This is a genomic window from Exiguobacterium indicum HHS 31, assembly GCF_001939065.1.
GTDB classification, from domain to species: Bacteria; Bacillota; Bacilli; order Exiguobacteriales; family Exiguobacteriaceae; genus Exiguobacterium_A; species Exiguobacterium_A indicum.
In genome coordinates this window covers 65,123-79,812 of sequence record NZ_MPSZ01000007.1, presented here as the reverse complement: position 1 = coordinate 79,812, position 14,690 = coordinate 65,123, and the positions used below count along the sequence as shown (strand labels likewise).

Genomic DNA, 14,690 nt, shown 5'->3' with positions numbered 1-14,690 from the left:
TTTTTTAGTTACTCCTTAATCCTTAGAAATTCTTCCTATTAGGCGATTCGAGACGAATAAAAACGTGTAATCCTACTCAGTTAAGAGAATGATTACACGTCGTCTTATGTCTAGAAAAAAGTCTTCAAACTCTTTTTTAGTTATATGATCGAGTCTGACTCTTCTTGAATATGTTTTTCTCGCTGCATAAGCCACTCTTGACTTTCCGTCAGTAATGCATAGGCTCGCGGAAGTGATACATTTAAACGCTGACTCAGCAGTTCAAACTGATCAAAATCACCTCGATCTGCACTAATCGCAAGCACTAAACAATCCCGAAACGGATGATCCTTTCCTTGTAGAACAATCTTCAGAGAATCTTCGAGTGGCAATTGATCGATGATATCGTCAATATCAACAGATAATAACGCATCGATGTGCGATAACAAGCCAATCATGTAAGCACTCTCCGGTTGTAGTGTTCGGGTTTCGGTAGCAAAGAGTTCACAGAGCTTCGCACAGTGTAAAGAGGACCGTAATAACTCATTTGACCACTCATAAGGACTAGCAAGCTTCATCTCACGTAAAACAATCAACGAAATCCAACTTTTGAGTTGCGAAAAGCCAAGCAGTGAAATCGCTTGACGAACGGAACTGACGGTATTGCGTAAACCCATTCCTGGAGAATTGATCAGCTGTAACACTTGAATACTAATATAGGGATTCGCTTCAATCTCATCAACGACCTCATCGTACTTTTCATCCGTATCGAGCCATTTCAACATTTTTAACAAAACCGGTAGTTGCGGTGGGACCGCCTTTCCTTTCATCAACATCGGTTTAGCATAAAAATATCCCTGAAACCAGTCATATCCCATGTCAAGACACCGTGTATGATCTTCGTGCGTTTCGACACGCTCAGCCAACATTCGGATATGAGGATAATTGCGACGGACAATATGGAGGATAGCACTTTGCTCGCGAGGGGAAATCGTCTCGATGTCGATTTTAATTAAATCGATCAACTCAAACAATTCCGCTCCATGCTGTCGGAGTAAATCCGTCACAAAATCATCGAGTGCTAACGTAAAGCCCGCGTCTTTCCAACTATGTAGAACAGACAGCATCTCTGTATCGATCTCAACTGTTTCTAGAATTTCAATGACGAATTGGCTTGGATCCAAATAATGAATCAAGTCACTTTTCAACAGCTCTGCCGTGAAATTAACAAATAGCTTCTTGCCTTCTGCTACATGATCTACTCCCATATGAACAAGTGTATTCGTCAAAACATCCATCGTCGCTAAATCACCATCAAACACACTGATTTGTTCAATCGAACGATACAATAGTTCAAATGCATCAATCGAACCTACTCGATTAACGATGGGTTGACGTGCTAATAAGATATCCATCGTTCTCATGCCCCCTCTATTCTTCTCTGATGTCATCTATTATATCAAAGTTTACTTTTTAGGAGATTATTGTTTTTTACAACATATCAATGTTCTTATTTTTTAATTCTATGCCATTTTCCGTAACACAAAAAAACAGCACGACATCGGTCGTACTGCTTGAACTATCACCTTTCATCCGGATTCCATATACCAGTCTCAAACCAATTCAACACATTCCGCGTCACACGCAACTTGTCATGAATCGGAAATTGATGGGCATAGGCATAAGTCTGAAGCATCGTTTTTTCGAAATAACGTGCGGCATAAGCCGTCGCGTGGCGTAAACGAACGTTCTCATCATACGCACCGTGAATCAATAACACTTCACCTTGAGGTTCGACATGGAGCGGCGAGCGAACCTCGTATTCATCAGGAACCGTATCTGGTGTACCTCCCGTGTATCGCCGCAGCATCTTTTGCATCGTCTTCTGCTCTTCATACGTCCACGTCAACTCCGTCACCCCTGCCCAGGAAACCGTTCGAGCGACTGGACGGTGATGCGCCAGGAGCAGTGCCATCTGTCCACCACGTGAAAATCCAAATGCGTGAACATGCGAAACACGTTGCTGCAACCAGTCAAAGGCGCTGCAGGCGTCTTCGATATCGTGATGTCCAAAGTCTTCTTTTCCCGTGCCGCCTAGATTCCCTCGATAGAAAGGTGCCATGACAAAAAAGCCTGCCTGTGCGAACGCGAGCAATCGAGTCGGTCGGACCATTCCGATCGAACGCGTTCCACCACGCAAGTAGAGAATTCCCTGACCGTTCACAACTTGCGGGAGTACGATATAGGCACCGACCCGTTCTCCATCCGCTGTGGTATAAAACATCCGAAACGTCCGAAACGGACCTTGCCGCGGAAGTTCAAACCAATCGGCGTTCGCTAAGTACACGGAGCGTCTCCGGAAGGACACGGTCCTTCATCATGAAACTGTATTGTCGATTCGTATCGAGACGTTCAGGGAGTTCCTCGAATAGAAAAGCACCGTCCGTTTCATCCACGGCAAGATGAGACGACAATGATCCGATTTGCGCGAAGTAGATGTTTTTGATGATCGTATCGCCTTTTCCGGCAACCCGATACTGCCCGACATATGAGAGGGAATCGATTTCCCCACCTGTCTCTTCCATCACTTCACGACGTGCAGCTTCTTCCGCCGTTTCCCCTGGTTCAACCTTTCCACCAGGAAATTCATAACCACGTTGCTTATGATGGGTCAGCAACCATTTTCCTTCGTACACGGCAATGACCCATACGTGCAAGGGACGATCCGAGAACGGATGGTCATCAAAACTTAACTCCACTTGATTTTGATAATAATCCAAGAATGTAATCACGTACGTGCACCTCATTTCTTCTTCTAACTTCACTTTACCTGTTTCACGGGTATTCTAAAAGTGAAAACGCTAGGATTACCTGTAAATCTGGAAAATGATAGCCTACTATCATCCGCTAAAGACAAAAAAACAGCCGATGTTCCACTAGGGAACGATCGACTGTCGTTTCATATTACTTCAAACGTGCTTCGAGTTCTGCTTTTTCTGCTTCGAATCCTGGTTTCCCAAGAAGAGCGAACATGTTTTTCTTATACGCTTCGACGCCTGGCTGATCAAATGGGTTCACTCCGAGGAGATAACCACTCATCGCACAAGCTTTTTCGAAGAAGTAGAACAGGAATCCGAGGTGATACGGTGTCATCTCTGGAAGTTCGACTGTCAAGTTCGGTACTTGTCCGTCCGTGTGCGCAAGCAACGTACCTTCTGCTGCTTTATCGTTAACGAATTGAATCGACTTCCCTGCAAGGAAGTTCAATCCATCGAGATCCTGAGCATCTTCTTCGATCGTCAATGCATGACGTGCTTGACCGACTTTGATGACTGTCTCGAACAGGTCACGACGACCTTCTTGGACGTATTGTCCCATCGAGTGAAGATCCGTCGAGAAGTCGACTGCTGCTGGGAAGATCCCTTTGAAGTCTTTTCCTTCTGACTCGCCGTATAATTGTTTCCACCACTCTGACACATAATGAAGTGCTGGTTCGTAGTTGACGAGAAGCTCGATCGTCTTCCCTTTCGCATAGAGCGCATTTCGAACGACCGCGTATTGATACGCTTCGTTGTCAGCTAGGTTTTCGCTCGCGTAGCGCTCTTGCGCGTCACGGGCACCTTGCATCAACTCTTCGATTGAAATACCAGCTGCTGCGATCGGTAATAGACCAACCGGTGTCAACACAGAGAAACGGCCGCCGACATCATCCGGAATGACGAATGTCTCGTATCCTTCAGAGTCTGCGAGTGTTTTTAATGCACCACGCGCTTTATCCGTCGTTGCATAAATCCGGTGTTTGGCTTCTGCTTTACCGTATTTCTCTTCCATGAACGATTTCAAGAGACGGAACGAAATTGCTGGTTCTGTCGTCGTACCCGATTTCGAGATGATGTTGACCGATACATCTTTTCCTTCGAGGACTTCGAATAAATCGTGCAGATACGTCGATGAGATATTATGACCTGCATAGATGATTTGTGGTGCTTTGCGATCTTCTTTTGATAACAAGTTATGGAATGAGTGTCCGAGCATCTCGATCGCAGCGCGCGCTCCGAGATACGAACCGCCGATTCCGACGACTAACAACACATCAGAATCCGACTTGATTTTTTCTGCAGACGCTTGGATGCGTGCAAATTCCGCTTGATCGTAATTCGTCGGAAGATCTACCCATCCTAAGAAATCACTTCCTGCACCTGTTCCTGCATGAATCGCATGGTGAAGCGTCTTTACCGTTTCCGCCATATGATCTACTTCATGTTGACCTACGAATTGTAGGGCTTTCGAATAATCAAAACGTACTGTTGACATGCCATCGTCCTCCTTATTCATTCGCAACGAAATGCGACCTTCCTTTTCATTAAAACGCAAGAAGGAAGGTCGTTCAAGTCTTTTGTGAAATGAGTAGCAAATGTTACAGATTGTTATAGGGCAGCTGTCACGATTTGACGAACGTCTTCGTTTCCAAGTGATTTGAAGTTTCCGAAGTCGCCGCGTGTCATTGCTGACTTGACGATTGCGTCAACTGTATCTTCTTTGATGTCGTAATCAGCGAGACGATTCGGTGCACCGAGTGATGTCCAGAAAGCACTGATTGCGTCGATTGTCGCGTGTGCTGCTTCCATCTCTGATTTACCTTCCGTATCAACGTTAAAGACGTTCTCACCGAGTGTGACGAAACGATGTGCGTTTGATTCGTCGAGTACGTGGCGCATCCAGTTCGGGAAGAGGATCGCAAGTCCACCTGCGTGCGGGATATCGTGAACAGCTGAAACCGCGTGCTCGATATTGTGTGATGCCCAGTCGCCACGTGCGCCCATTTGAAGGACACCGTTGAGCGCCATCGTACCAGCGAAGAGAATCGTGCCACGAAGTTCAACGTTCTCGAGATCGTTGACGAGTTTCGGTGCTGCTTCGACGACTGCTTTCATGACACCTTCTGTCATCCGTTCTTGGACCGGCGCATGCGCAGGGTGGAAGTATTGCTCGAGGCAGTGGCTCATCATATCGACGATACCGTAGATTGTTTGATCTTTTGGCACACTGACTGTGTACTTCGGATCAAGGATTGAGAATGTTGGGAACGTAAGCGGGCTACCCCAACCGTACTTCTCTTGTGTCTTCCAGTTCGTGATGACGGATCCTGAGTTCATCTCAGAACCTGTTGCTGCAAGCGTCAAGACTGTTCCGAATGGGATGACTGTCTCTGGTGTTGCTTTGCCGATGACGAGATCCCATGCTTCGCCTTCATAAGGAATACCAGCAGCAATCAATTTCGTGCAGTCGATGACAGAACCGCCACCGAGTGCAAGCAATGCATCAACGCCTGCTTCTCGTGCGATTTTGATACCGCGCTCTGCTGTCTCGATGCGTGGGTTCGGTTCGACACCGTCGCATTCGACGTACTCGATTCCTGCCGCATTGAGTTCACGTGTGACATCATCATAGACGCCGTTCCGTTTAATACTGCCGCCACCGAAGACGAGCATGACTTTCTTTGCACCGAGTGCTTCGAGTTGTGGTTTCAGTTGGCTGACTTGACCGTCACCAAAAATAAGTCTTGTTGGATTGCGATATTCAAAGTTTTCCATCTGTGTTGCCTCCTCAATAAGTAATGAACACCTTACATTATCCACACATTCCCCTTTCGCATCTAATTTAATGCTTATTCTATGTAAAAATCGCATAAAAAAAGAGAACCGACCGATGTCGATTCTCTCATGTGGCTTATTTTTGGAAGTTTGATTTTTCAATCCATTCTTCCAATTTACCTTTAAGAACGTTGAATCCAGGTGCTTCTTCTTGTTTGAAAGCAGGACCTGCATCGCGACGTCCAGCGTTTTTGCGTGGACCTTTCGCGCGTGCTTCACGTTTTGGAGCTTCCTGAGTTGCTTTGATCGAAAGCTTCATTTTTTTGTTAGCTTCGTCGATGTCGAGAACTTTAACAGTTACTTCATCGCCAACTTTTACGTAATCGTTGATGTCTTTTACGTAATCGTGTGAGATTTCTGAGATGTGGACGAGACCTTGTGTTTGCTCGTCAAGTGCTACGAAAGCACCGAAGTTTTGAATACCAGTTACTTTACCAGTAACGACTTGGTCTTTTTCAAAGTTTGCCATAATGTATACACTCCCTAACTAAATTCATCAACTTATAATAACACACTTTTCTTGTATCGTAAAAAATATTTTTGGAATTTGTTTATTTTTTATTTCACAAGGGAACATTTTAGTAGCAAGACTTCAAGTATTCCCCCTGATTCTGCCGAACTTTCCGAGTTCGGCCCTTTTTTTGTTCGTTTACTCAATTGACCTAAGTGACAAAGAAAAGTAATGCTTGAAACGAGAAAGACGAAAAACAGATAAGACTATCAAAAAAAACGGACAGTCTCGGTCTGCTCGCTTTCTGCGGACAAGCCCTCATGCCGCTTCAGATGCGTCGCATCTTCCAGGGTCATGATGACTTGTTTTTCCGCAGGAGTCGAGCAGAACCTCACCTGTCCTAGCGTAAAGGAAATATAGAGTAGAAGCAATCATCAATTGATCTATTTATTACTCACAGATCGTCGAATCCATTCGCATCCGTTACTTTCGCATACGAACGTGATTTTTGTTCGAAGAAGTCCGATTTTGTCGCGTTCATCGAATCATCCGAATACGCACGAATCCATGGCATGACGTCTTCGTCGTGCCCTTCATAAAGATCCGACAAACCGATGACGCGAAGACGTTTGTTTGCGAGATATTTAACGTAATCACGCATTTCACTGACATCAAGACCGTCTAGATCACGCAAGACATATTCGCTCCACTCGATTTCAAGATCGACGGCACGCTTGAACGTGTCGTAGACGAATTGTGTGAAGGAGCCATCGGCATCGATTTCTGGATGCTCCGACAGGACAGCACGTAACAATTGGCTGATGAAGTACGAGTGTTGTAATTCATCCCGTTGAATGTAGCTGATCATCGTCGATGTCCCGACCATCTTTTGGTGACGTGCTAAGTTATAGAAGAAAGCAAAGCCAGAATAGAAATTGATCCCTTCAAGAACGATCGAAGCAACGAGCGATTTCGCGAAATTCTCTGGAGTCCGGTCATTTTGGAAATCTTCATATAAATCAAGGATGAATGCATTACGCTTCATGACCATATCATCGTCTTTCGCGATATCGAAAATCCGGTTTTGTTCAGCCAATGGAACTAAGCTGGATAAGACGTAGCTGTACGATTGATTATGAACGACTTCCTGTTGCGCAACGATCGCAAGAATCGCGTGAACCGATGAATCCGATGTGAACATTGCCGATTCCAAGATATAACGTGTCTGAACCGAGTCAAGGATCGAGAGTAGCCCGATGATTCGTTTAAAGGCATCCTGTTCCCGTTCGCTCAATTGATTCCACTGCTGCATATCCTTCGACATCGAGATCTCATCTGGGATCCAGAAGTTCGATAACAGTTGTTTGTAGATCGAATAAAACTGTGGATACGCAATATCGTTCCAGTTGACGATGGCACTCGTTTCGCCACCGATGATTGCTGTCGCGCGATTCGGATGACGTGCATCAAGCAGTTTGATTTTTTGTAGCTGTTCCATGTGCTTCGACTCCTTCTTGCTGTAATTGAAGAATGGTCCGTTTCGTCCATTCCTTGACGAGATGTGGGCGATTGCGTGGTGACTGCTCGATTTTCAATAGTTCGCCGGCAAGTGGCACCCCGAATTTCGAGAGATGATACGCCATCTCATCAACGGCGCGACAATATTTGACGAACATCTTGTCCCCTGTTCCAAAAACAGCTGCCTGCGGAATCGCATGCGAACTCTCCTTCAGAACGGTTCTAAGGCAGTCGCGCATATCGTCGGGTAGTTGCCCATCCCCCCACGTATACGAACCAAAATAGACGATATCATAAGGCATTAACTGATACGTCGTCACTTCGTCCGCAAACAACATCGTCGGCTCGATTCCCATCTCAGAACACGTCTTCGCGACGAGTTCTGCCACCTCCTCCGTGTTTCCACTCAATGACGCGTATACGATTGCTGCCTTCATGATATCGTCCTCCTTATCTTATGATGAACACGATTCACATTCGTCAATCTCAACCGTCGTCGAACGCGTGTAGTAGATCGTCTTCATCCCGAGTTGCCATGCTTCCATGTGCATCTCGAGTAATTCTTTCGCCTTGACGTTATTTTTCACGTACAGATTGAAACTGATCGCTTGGTCGATGTGACGCTGACGCGAAGCATTTTGACGAATGCTCCATAGCTGGTCAATCTCAAACGCTGATTTATAGAACCAGTTCGTTTCCGGTGTTAAATCTGGAACAGTGACTGGAATCTTATAGTTTTTCTTCTCTTCCGAGTAGACTTTTTTGTAGATTGGATCAATCGATGCCGTACTACCCGCAATGATCGCCGTCGATGAGTTCGGTGCGACTGCCATCAAGTAAGCATTACGCATTCCGTACGCCGTGATGTCGGCTTGGAGACGATCCCAATCGAGTTCATCCGTCGTTTTATAGTGGCGACGTTTGATGTACTCTCCTGTTTGCCATTCCGAACCTTCGAAGAGACGGTACGCGCCCTTCTCTTTCGCAAGTTGCATCGACGCATCGATCGTCAAATAAGCGATCTTCTCGTAGAGACGGTCTGCGTATTGTACCGCTTCGACCGATTCCCAACGGATGCCTTCGAGTGCGAGTAGATGGTGCCAACCGAACGTCCCAAGACCAACGGCACGGTATTTTTGATTCGTCAATTGTGCTTGCGGGACATCGATCGTATTCAAGTCGATGACGTTATCAAGCATCCGCATTTGAATCGGAATCAATCGCTCTAAGACGTCAGAACGAACTGCACGTGCAAGTGCGATCGATGACAAGTTACAGACGACGAAGTCCCCTGGTGTCTTCGTGACGATGATCTTACCGTCTTCCGTGTACTCTTCCGTCACGGTCGTCGGGCTCATGTTCTGCATGATTTCCGAGCACAGGTTTGACGAGTAGATCATGCCTGCATGTTTATTCGGATTCGCACGGTTAACGGCGTCACGGAAGAACATGTATGGCGTTCCTGTCTCAAGTTGCGAACGCATGTAGCGTTTGACGAGATCGATTGCCGGAACTGTTTTTTTGCTGAGACGCGGTTCGTTGACACACGCTTCGTATCGTTCCGTGAAGCTGCCCCCTTGTTCCGTCTCATCGAAGTAATCTTCAAGGCTGAAGCCCATAACGGTACGAATTTCATGTGGGTCAAACAAATGCCAGTCTTCTCGTGCTTCGACGGCACGCATGAAACGGTCTGGTAAGTTAACACCTGTGAACAAGTCGTGTGTCCGAAGTCGCTCATCCCCATTGTTGAGCTTCGCGTCCAGGAATTCGAGGATATCTTTATGCCAGATGTCGAGGTACACCGCGATCGATCCTTGGCGCATACCGAGCTGATCGACGCTGACTGCCGTGTTGTTCAATTGTTTCATCCACGGGATGACACCGCTTGAGACACCTTTGAAGCCTTTGATGTCTGAGCCGCGTGAGCGAATCTTACCCATGTAGACGCCGATTCCGCCGCCACCTTTAGAAAGTGTCGCCACGTCCGTGTTCGAGTCGTAGATGCCGCGTAGCGAATCATCGACTGTATCGATGAAACATGAAGAAAGTTGACCGTAAGACTTACCAGCATTCGAAAGCGTCGGAGTCGCAACTGTCATGTAGAGATTCGACAATGCCCAGTAAGACTCTTTGACGAGTTCTAAACGACGTTCTTTCGGTTCGTTTTGCATCAGTGTCATCGCGATGACCATGAATCGTTCTTGTGGTAGCTCGTACAAGTTTTTGACGTGATCACGTGCGAGGTACCGGTCTGCCAGTGTTCGAAGACCAATGTATGTGAACAAGTGGTCGCGGGATGGATCGATCGTTGCCGACAGTTCGTTGATGTCTTCCTTCGAATACGCATCTAGTAAATGTTTCGTGAAGATGCCGATCTCTGTCAGTTTTTCAATCAGCGTATACAGCGAACCATACCGTTCTTCTGCTGCATATCCGCGATTTTCACCTGCTTCAAGGTATAACCGATTTAAGTAAGTCGCTGTCGCTACGAATGTCCAGTTCGGCTCTTCTGCCTTTAACATATCGAGTGCGTGCATCGTTAACAGTTCATAGACTTGATCGGCTAGTAGGGATTTTCCTTCAAGCGCTCGGATGGCACGTTCAGTATAGCGGTCGATATCAAGCTCCGGATACGTTTCCGTTGCTTGTCTAATCACGACATATACATCTTCTATTGTCATTGCACCCTTAAAGATGCGTGCTGTATTCAGTGGAGATGCCACTATGAACCACTCCCATTCTCTATCGTTAAACAGGTTCGCATTAGACGATGAAATACGCTAAACTAAAAAAAGACGTCCTACATATAGAAGGAACTCTACAACTCTCACTCTATATATAGACGTTTTTAGCGTTTTTAAACCTGTTAATCTACAAGATATAGGTTATCACTGAAATTCAAAAAAATAACCCCTTGCTTTGAAATTCAGGTAAAACAATTTGAAAAAGGCATCATGACGCCTTTTGAGATATATTGAGATAGCGAGTAAAATGCATTATAAGGTCAAGTGAACCGTTAAAACAAAGATGGTCCATTTCTCCTACTAGAAGAAAAATATTCTCTTCGAATTTTCTGATATACTGAACGTATCGATCTTCCGTCTATCAGGAAGAAGGATTCCATCCATCTATCACGAAAAGACGGCATATACGTATGTACGTTGAAAGGAGCTTACCTCATGCAAGTCGATTACACACCAAATCCGAATTCCGTCAAAATCACGCTCGAAGAACAGCGCTTCGGTGCTAAAAGTACGAGTGTCAAAAAAGAAGATACACCTGAAGATGCGTTGCTCGCATCACTGATCGCCCTTGATGGCATCGACAATCTATTCGCTTACGGCGACTTCGTGACGGTTACGAAAGAACCAGAAGCAGAATGGAACGAACTGCTACCACGCATTGAAGCAAACATGTAAAAAACAAGAAGACACCTGTTCCTGGACAGGTGTCTTTGTTCAAGGAGCGATCACTGATGCCAACCGTATCCATCATCATTCCGACGTATAATCGTCCTCGTGAATTAGCAGAAGCGCTAGAAGCATTGACGCGTCAACACTATCAAGACTTCGAAGTCATCGTCTTAAACAATAATGGAGACGATGTCTCAGCAGTGACGGCTGCCTATCAGGACCGTCTTCAACTGACCTATGTCGCGTTACCTGAAAACCATCATGTTCGTGCTCGAAATCATGGTGTCACGCTCGCTTCCGGTCGGTATATCTTACTTCATGACGACGACGACCTCTTATTACCGAGTCACCTCGAAGAAGCGGTCGGCGATCTCGAAGCTGGTGCTGATCTCACCTATACGGACGCGGAGCTCTTTACGTATCGCTGGGAAGGCGATCACCGGATCGCACTTGATTCTGAGCCGTTCGCATATCCGTACGATCCGGAGACGATTCGAGAAGACTCGACATATATTCCGTCCGGGTCGCTCTACCGTAAATCGCTCCACGATCAACTTGGTCTGTTTGACGAAGACGTCTTCAATTACTGGGACTGGGACTGGATTTTACGCGTCGGCAAGGATCATTTAATACTGCACCCGGCGCGCGCGACCGTCTTATATGCTTTCAATCCATCAGGTAATCATGAATCAGCACGTCAGGATGCAGCGCGACGCGTCTTTTTTGAACGCCTCGTTGAAAAACACCAACTTCCGACAAATGAAATGAAGAACTTCCATATCGTCCAGGCTGAGCGACGCGAACGATTGCGCCAGACCCGCCGTACCTTCAATGGTCAATTGACAGAAAGTGAGTGATCCCATGTACACCGAAAAACAACTCGAATTATTAGCATTATTAACACAAAATGGTCCGATGGACTTGGACTTGCTTGCGCAAATGCTCGACTGGGAAGCGTCAGAAGTAGCCGCTTCGATCGAGACATTCAAACGCGACGGTGTCCTACTCGGTTACACTGCTGTCATCGACTGGCAAAAGATTCATGCCCATCATGGCGTGACGGCTTTCATCGATGTCAAAGTCACACCGAAACGTGGACGCGGTTTTGACGAGGTAGCGGAGCGGATCCATCGTTTCCCGGAAGTGACGTCCCTCTATTTGATGTCAGGCGCATATGACTTACAAGTCGTCCTTGATGGCAAATCGCTACAAGAAGTCTCTCAATTCGTCTCGGAAAAATTATCGACGCTCGACTCCGTCATCTCGACGACGACCCATTTCCGCTTGAAGACCTACAAGCACGATGGTGTCCTCTTCAGTCAGGATGATGACGACAAACGATTGAAGGTGTCTCCATGAAGTCTCTATCTGAACGTGTCGAACAGTTAGCCCCATCCGGCATCCGTCGTTTCTTTGATTTAGCAGGATCGATGGAAGACGTCATCTCCCTTGGTGTCGGCGAACCTGATTTCGTCACGCCATGGAATGTTCGCGAAGCGAGCTTCGCAGCACTCGAACAAGGCTATACAGCGTATAGTGCCAACGCCGGTTTACTCGAGTTACGTCAGGAAATCGCGCTCTACATGCAAGAAAAGTTCGCCATCTCCTATTCGACGACGGAAGAAATCATCGTCACGACCGGAGCCTCAGAAGGACTTGATCTCGCTTTTCGTAGTTTGATCAATCCAGGAGATGAAGTCATCGTCGTCGAACCGGCATTCGTTTCGTATGCCCCTTTGATTGAACTCGCTGGAGGCATTCCTGTCGCCGCTGCGTGTCATGCAGAAGACGGTTTTGCGATTCAACCGGAAACGATCGAACAGTTGCTAACAGATAAGACGAAAGCGATCATTTTCTGTTTCCCATCGAATCCGACAGGCTCGACGATGTCGCGTGATCAATTAGCGGACCTAGCGTTACTCGTCCAAAAGCATGATCTATACGTCATCAGTGACGAGATCTACGCGGAACTGTCCTACGAAACGGAAGCAATCTGCTTCGCGACCCTTCCCGGTATGCGGGAGCGGACGATCATCATCAACGGCTTCTCGAAAGCCTTCGCGATGACAGGCTGGCGGCTTGGTTTCACTTGCGCCCCACCTGCGATCACGCAATCGATGCTGAAGGTCCATCAATACGGCATGATGTGTGCCCCGACACTCGTTCAATTCGCGGGCATTGAAGCACTGCGTTCTCGTCATAAGACGGTCCCTGACATGGTGACGAGTTATCGGCAACGCCGGAACTACTTCGTTAAGGCGCTAAACGATGCGGGTCTTCCGACACACTTACCAGGTGGCGCTTTCTATGCCTTTCCGTACATCGGTCATACCGGACTGACGAGTGAACAGTTTGCTGAGCAACTGCTACTCGCTGAGCGCGTCGCCGTCGTTCCAGGATCCGTCTTCGGAGCAAGCGGTGAAGGTTATGTCCGGGCAAGTTATGCAAGTTCGATTGAACAACTCCAAGAAGCGATCGCTCGAATTCAGCGCTTCATGAAAAAATGGCAGACTCAAGATGAGGCAGCATCGTCACATTCACACTAAAAAAATGATCCGCCTTGCTCCGAAGAGTAGGCGGATCATTTTTTAGTCTACATAAAGAACGAGGAACATCCGATGATCGTCTTCTGCATGATACGGCGAGATTGGACCGAGTTGTGGCGCAAAGACTTCCAACCGATACGGTGAATCCTTAAAGTCAAGTGGTGTCCGCTCTTTGATCAAGCGCCCCATTTCGTCCGCTAGTTCTTTCACTTCAACCAAACTACGCGAGCGTTTCATCGGTGCTTCGAAGACGAATGCCTCGATTCCCTCAATCGACGCACATCGGAGGAAACGCCGGAGTGACGGCAATGCTGCTTCCATGTTGTCCTCGATCGTTTGGTTCTCCTCGTACACAGGGGCTCCCCAAAGGCGCGCCTCACTTCCAGTCGCACTCCGGAAATGATCAATCGTCTCTTCCGTGATGGGATCACGCGTCAACGCGAAGCGTGTTTTATCCCGCTTCAGATTCTTTTCATTCGTCCGGTCGATTTCTGTCAGTAAATCCAGTTGAAGTGGTCGTGCTAACCGAAACAATTCGCGTTGCAGACGTGCTAAGGAATGACCAATCGGAACAATCGTATCTTTCGCTTTCGGCGGTTTATCGCCTTCATATCCGTTCATGACACGTGCGATTTGTCCGGCCTCATGCACGAGTCGATAAAACGAACCGTCCTGATCATCGTTTGCTGTATCAAGCGTCTCATGCTGTGCTGCAAGATCCGCCACGTATTGATTTGCAAGGCAGGTCGAGATCATCAAGACATCGACCAGCTCCAAGCGAAGGGCTTCTAAATCATTTTGTTCCAGTGCTTCACCGACCTCACCGACTTCTTCCGTCAGGCGTGCGAGACCAGATAGTGGTCGAAAATAACCGCCGAGTGAGCGAATCGTCGCATCAACCTTTTGTTGTAGTGTCTTCATCTGTTCCATCTGTCTGACCCTCCACGATTGCTTGGCGTACGTGCCTTTCTGTCTCTTGTTTGACGTGTTGTGCATACGCCTGATTTTTCTTCCATTCCCGGATTCCGACAGATGTCGCAGCAATCAACGCAGCTATTAGTCCGATTTCTCTTTTACGCATCGAGATCTCCTCCTTTTGAATGACTCGTAATCTATCTAAACATGATAT

15 protein-coding genes are annotated in these 14,690 nt (G+C 47.0%); 4 read left to right on the top strand and 11 right to left on the bottom strand.

From position 1 onward, the window contains the following. Positions 1-140: 140 nt before the first annotated feature. From N179_RS14260 to N179_RS14220, 9 genes are all read right to left on the bottom strand, one after another. Positions 141-1,394, bottom strand: coding sequence for an EAL and HDOD domain-containing protein (locus N179_RS14260; RefSeq protein ID WP_035396409.1), 1,254 nt, complete (start codon positions 1,392-1,394; stop codon positions 141-143). A 167-nt stretch (positions 1,395-1,561) separates the two neighbouring features. After that, positions 1,562-2,326 (bottom strand): alpha/beta hydrolase family protein, encoded by a 765-nt coding sequence (locus tag N179_RS14255; RefSeq protein ID WP_083639953.1) that lies wholly within the window; start codon positions 2,324-2,326, stop codon positions 1,562-1,564. Continuing rightward, complete coding sequence (gene ytkD, locus N179_RS14250) at positions 2,298-2,771, bottom strand: RNA deprotection pyrophosphohydrolase (protein WP_023469112.1); 474 nt, start codon at positions 2,769-2,771, stop codon at positions 2,298-2,300. Before ytkD ends, N179_RS14255 begins: the two co-directional genes overlap by 29 nt. Before the next feature lie 172 nt (positions 2,772-2,943). Then, positions 2,944-4,293: a glucose-6-phosphate isomerase gene (locus N179_RS14245; protein WP_023469113.1), complete on the bottom strand. Its 1,350-nt coding sequence runs from the start codon at positions 4,291-4,293 to the stop codon at positions 2,944-2,946. Between the two features lie 113 nt (positions 4,294-4,406). Continuing rightward, positions 4,407-5,573 carry an iron-containing alcohol dehydrogenase gene (locus N179_RS14240; RefSeq protein WP_023469114.1) on the bottom strand — a complete coding sequence of 389 codons (1,167 nt, stop codon included), beginning with the start codon at positions 5,571-5,573 and terminating at the stop codon, positions 4,407-4,409. 136 nt (positions 5,574-5,709) lie between these two features. Further along, positions 5,710-6,102, bottom strand: coding sequence for a S1 domain-containing post-transcriptional regulator GSP13 (gene yugI / locus N179_RS14235; protein WP_012371159.1), 393 nt, complete (start codon positions 6,100-6,102; stop codon positions 5,710-5,712). 436 nt (positions 6,103-6,538) lie between these two features. Next, on the bottom strand, positions 6,539-7,582 hold the full coding sequence (locus N179_RS14230) for a ribonucleotide-diphosphate reductase subunit beta (protein ID WP_023469115.1): 1,044 nt from the start codon (positions 7,580-7,582) through the stop codon (positions 6,539-6,541). Continuing rightward, entirely contained in the window at positions 7,551-8,039 is a 489-nt protein-coding gene (locus tag N179_RS14225; RefSeq protein ID WP_023469116.1) for a flavodoxin domain-containing protein, read from the bottom strand. The genes N179_RS14230 and N179_RS14225 overlap by 32 nt, the downstream gene beginning before the upstream one ends. An 18-nt stretch (positions 8,040-8,057) precedes the next feature. After that, positions 8,058-10,325 (bottom strand): ribonucleoside-diphosphate reductase subunit alpha, encoded by a 2,268-nt coding sequence (locus N179_RS14220; protein WP_075643074.1) that lies wholly within the window; start codon positions 10,323-10,325, stop codon positions 8,058-8,060. 456 nt (positions 10,326-10,781) lie between these two features. On the opposite strand from N179_RS14220, the gene N179_RS14215 reads away from it, so the two are divergent. The 4 genes from N179_RS14215 to N179_RS14200 are packed head-to-tail and all read left to right on the top strand — an operon-like array spanning position 10,782 to position 13,561. Continuing rightward, positions 10,782-11,021: a NifU N-terminal domain-containing protein gene (locus N179_RS14215; RefSeq protein WP_023469118.1), complete on the top strand. Its 240-nt coding sequence runs from the start codon at positions 10,782-10,784 to the stop codon at positions 11,019-11,021. A 56-nt stretch (positions 11,022-11,077) separates the two neighbouring features. Further along, positions 11,078-11,872: a glycosyltransferase family 2 protein gene (locus tag N179_RS14210; RefSeq protein ID WP_035396406.1), complete on the top strand. Its 795-nt coding sequence runs from the start codon at positions 11,078-11,080 to the stop codon at positions 11,870-11,872. A gap of 4 nt (positions 11,873-11,876) precedes the next feature. Next, a complete protein-coding gene (locus tag N179_RS14205; protein WP_023469120.1) occupies positions 11,877-12,374 on the top strand; it encodes an Lrp/AsnC family transcriptional regulator in 498 nt (165 codons plus the stop codon). Next, a complete protein-coding gene (locus N179_RS14200; protein WP_058713852.1) occupies positions 12,371-13,561 on the top strand; it encodes an aminotransferase in 1,191 nt (396 codons plus the stop codon). The genes N179_RS14205 and N179_RS14200 overlap by 4 nt, the downstream gene beginning before the upstream one ends. A gap of 42 nt (positions 13,562-13,603) precedes the next feature. On the opposite strand, the gene N179_RS14195 is transcribed toward N179_RS14200, so the two are convergent. After that, positions 13,604-14,491, bottom strand: a complete 888-nt coding sequence (locus N179_RS14195) for a MazG nucleotide pyrophosphohydrolase domain-containing protein (RefSeq protein ID WP_244150244.1) — start codon at positions 14,489-14,491, stop codon at positions 13,604-13,606. Further along, the gene (locus tag N179_RS14190; protein WP_075643072.1) at positions 14,457-14,642 is read right to left on the bottom strand and encodes a hypothetical protein; all 186 of its coding nucleotides are present in this window, start codon (positions 14,640-14,642) and stop codon (positions 14,457-14,459) included. The genes N179_RS14195 and N179_RS14190 overlap by 35 nt, the downstream gene beginning before the upstream one ends. Between the last annotated feature and the right edge of the window lie 48 nt (positions 14,643-14,690).

What these genes read in the sequence shown, in the direction of transcription:
- yugI (WP_012371159.1), bottom strand. Translation starts at nt 6,102, where the DNA reads ATGGCAAACTTTGAAAAAGACCAAGTCGTTACTGGTAAAGTAACTGGT.
- N179_RS14190 (WP_075643072.1), bottom strand. Translation starts at nt 14,642, where the DNA reads ATGCGTAAAAGAGAAATCGGACTAATAGCTGCGTTGATTGCTGCGACA.
- N179_RS14210 (WP_035396406.1), top strand. Translation starts at nt 11,078, where the DNA reads ATGCCAACCGTATCCATCATCATTCCGACGTATAATCGTCCTCGTGAA.
- N179_RS14245 (WP_023469113.1), bottom strand. Translation starts at nt 4,293, where the DNA reads ATGTCAACAGTACGTTTTGATTATTCGAAAGCCCTACAATTCGTAGGT.
- N179_RS14195 (WP_244150244.1), bottom strand. Translation starts at nt 14,491, where the DNA reads ATGGAACAGATGAAGACACTACAACAAAAGGTTGATGCGACGATTCGC.
- N179_RS14225 (WP_023469116.1), bottom strand. Translation starts at nt 8,039, where the DNA reads ATGAAGGCAGCAATCGTATACGCGTCATTGAGTGGAAACACGGAGGAG.
- N179_RS14200 (WP_058713852.1), top strand. Translation starts at nt 12,371, where the DNA reads ATGAAGTCTCTATCTGAACGTGTCGAACAGTTAGCCCCATCCGGCATC.
- N179_RS14205 (WP_023469120.1), top strand. Translation starts at nt 11,877, where the DNA reads ATGTACACCGAAAAACAACTCGAATTATTAGCATTATTAACACAAAAT.
- N179_RS14260 (WP_035396409.1), bottom strand. Translation starts at nt 1,394, where the DNA reads ATGGATATCTTATTAGCACGTCAACCCATCGTTAATCGAGTAGGTTCG.
- N179_RS14215 (WP_023469118.1), top strand. Translation starts at nt 10,782, where the DNA reads ATGCAAGTCGATTACACACCAAATCCGAATTCCGTCAAAATCACGCTC.
- N179_RS14230 (WP_023469115.1), bottom strand. Translation starts at nt 7,582, where the DNA reads ATGGAACAGCTACAAAAAATCAAACTGCTTGATGCACGTCATCCGAAT.
- N179_RS14240 (WP_023469114.1), bottom strand. Translation starts at nt 5,573, where the DNA reads ATGGAAAACTTTGAATATCGCAATCCAACAAGACTTATTTTTGGTGAC.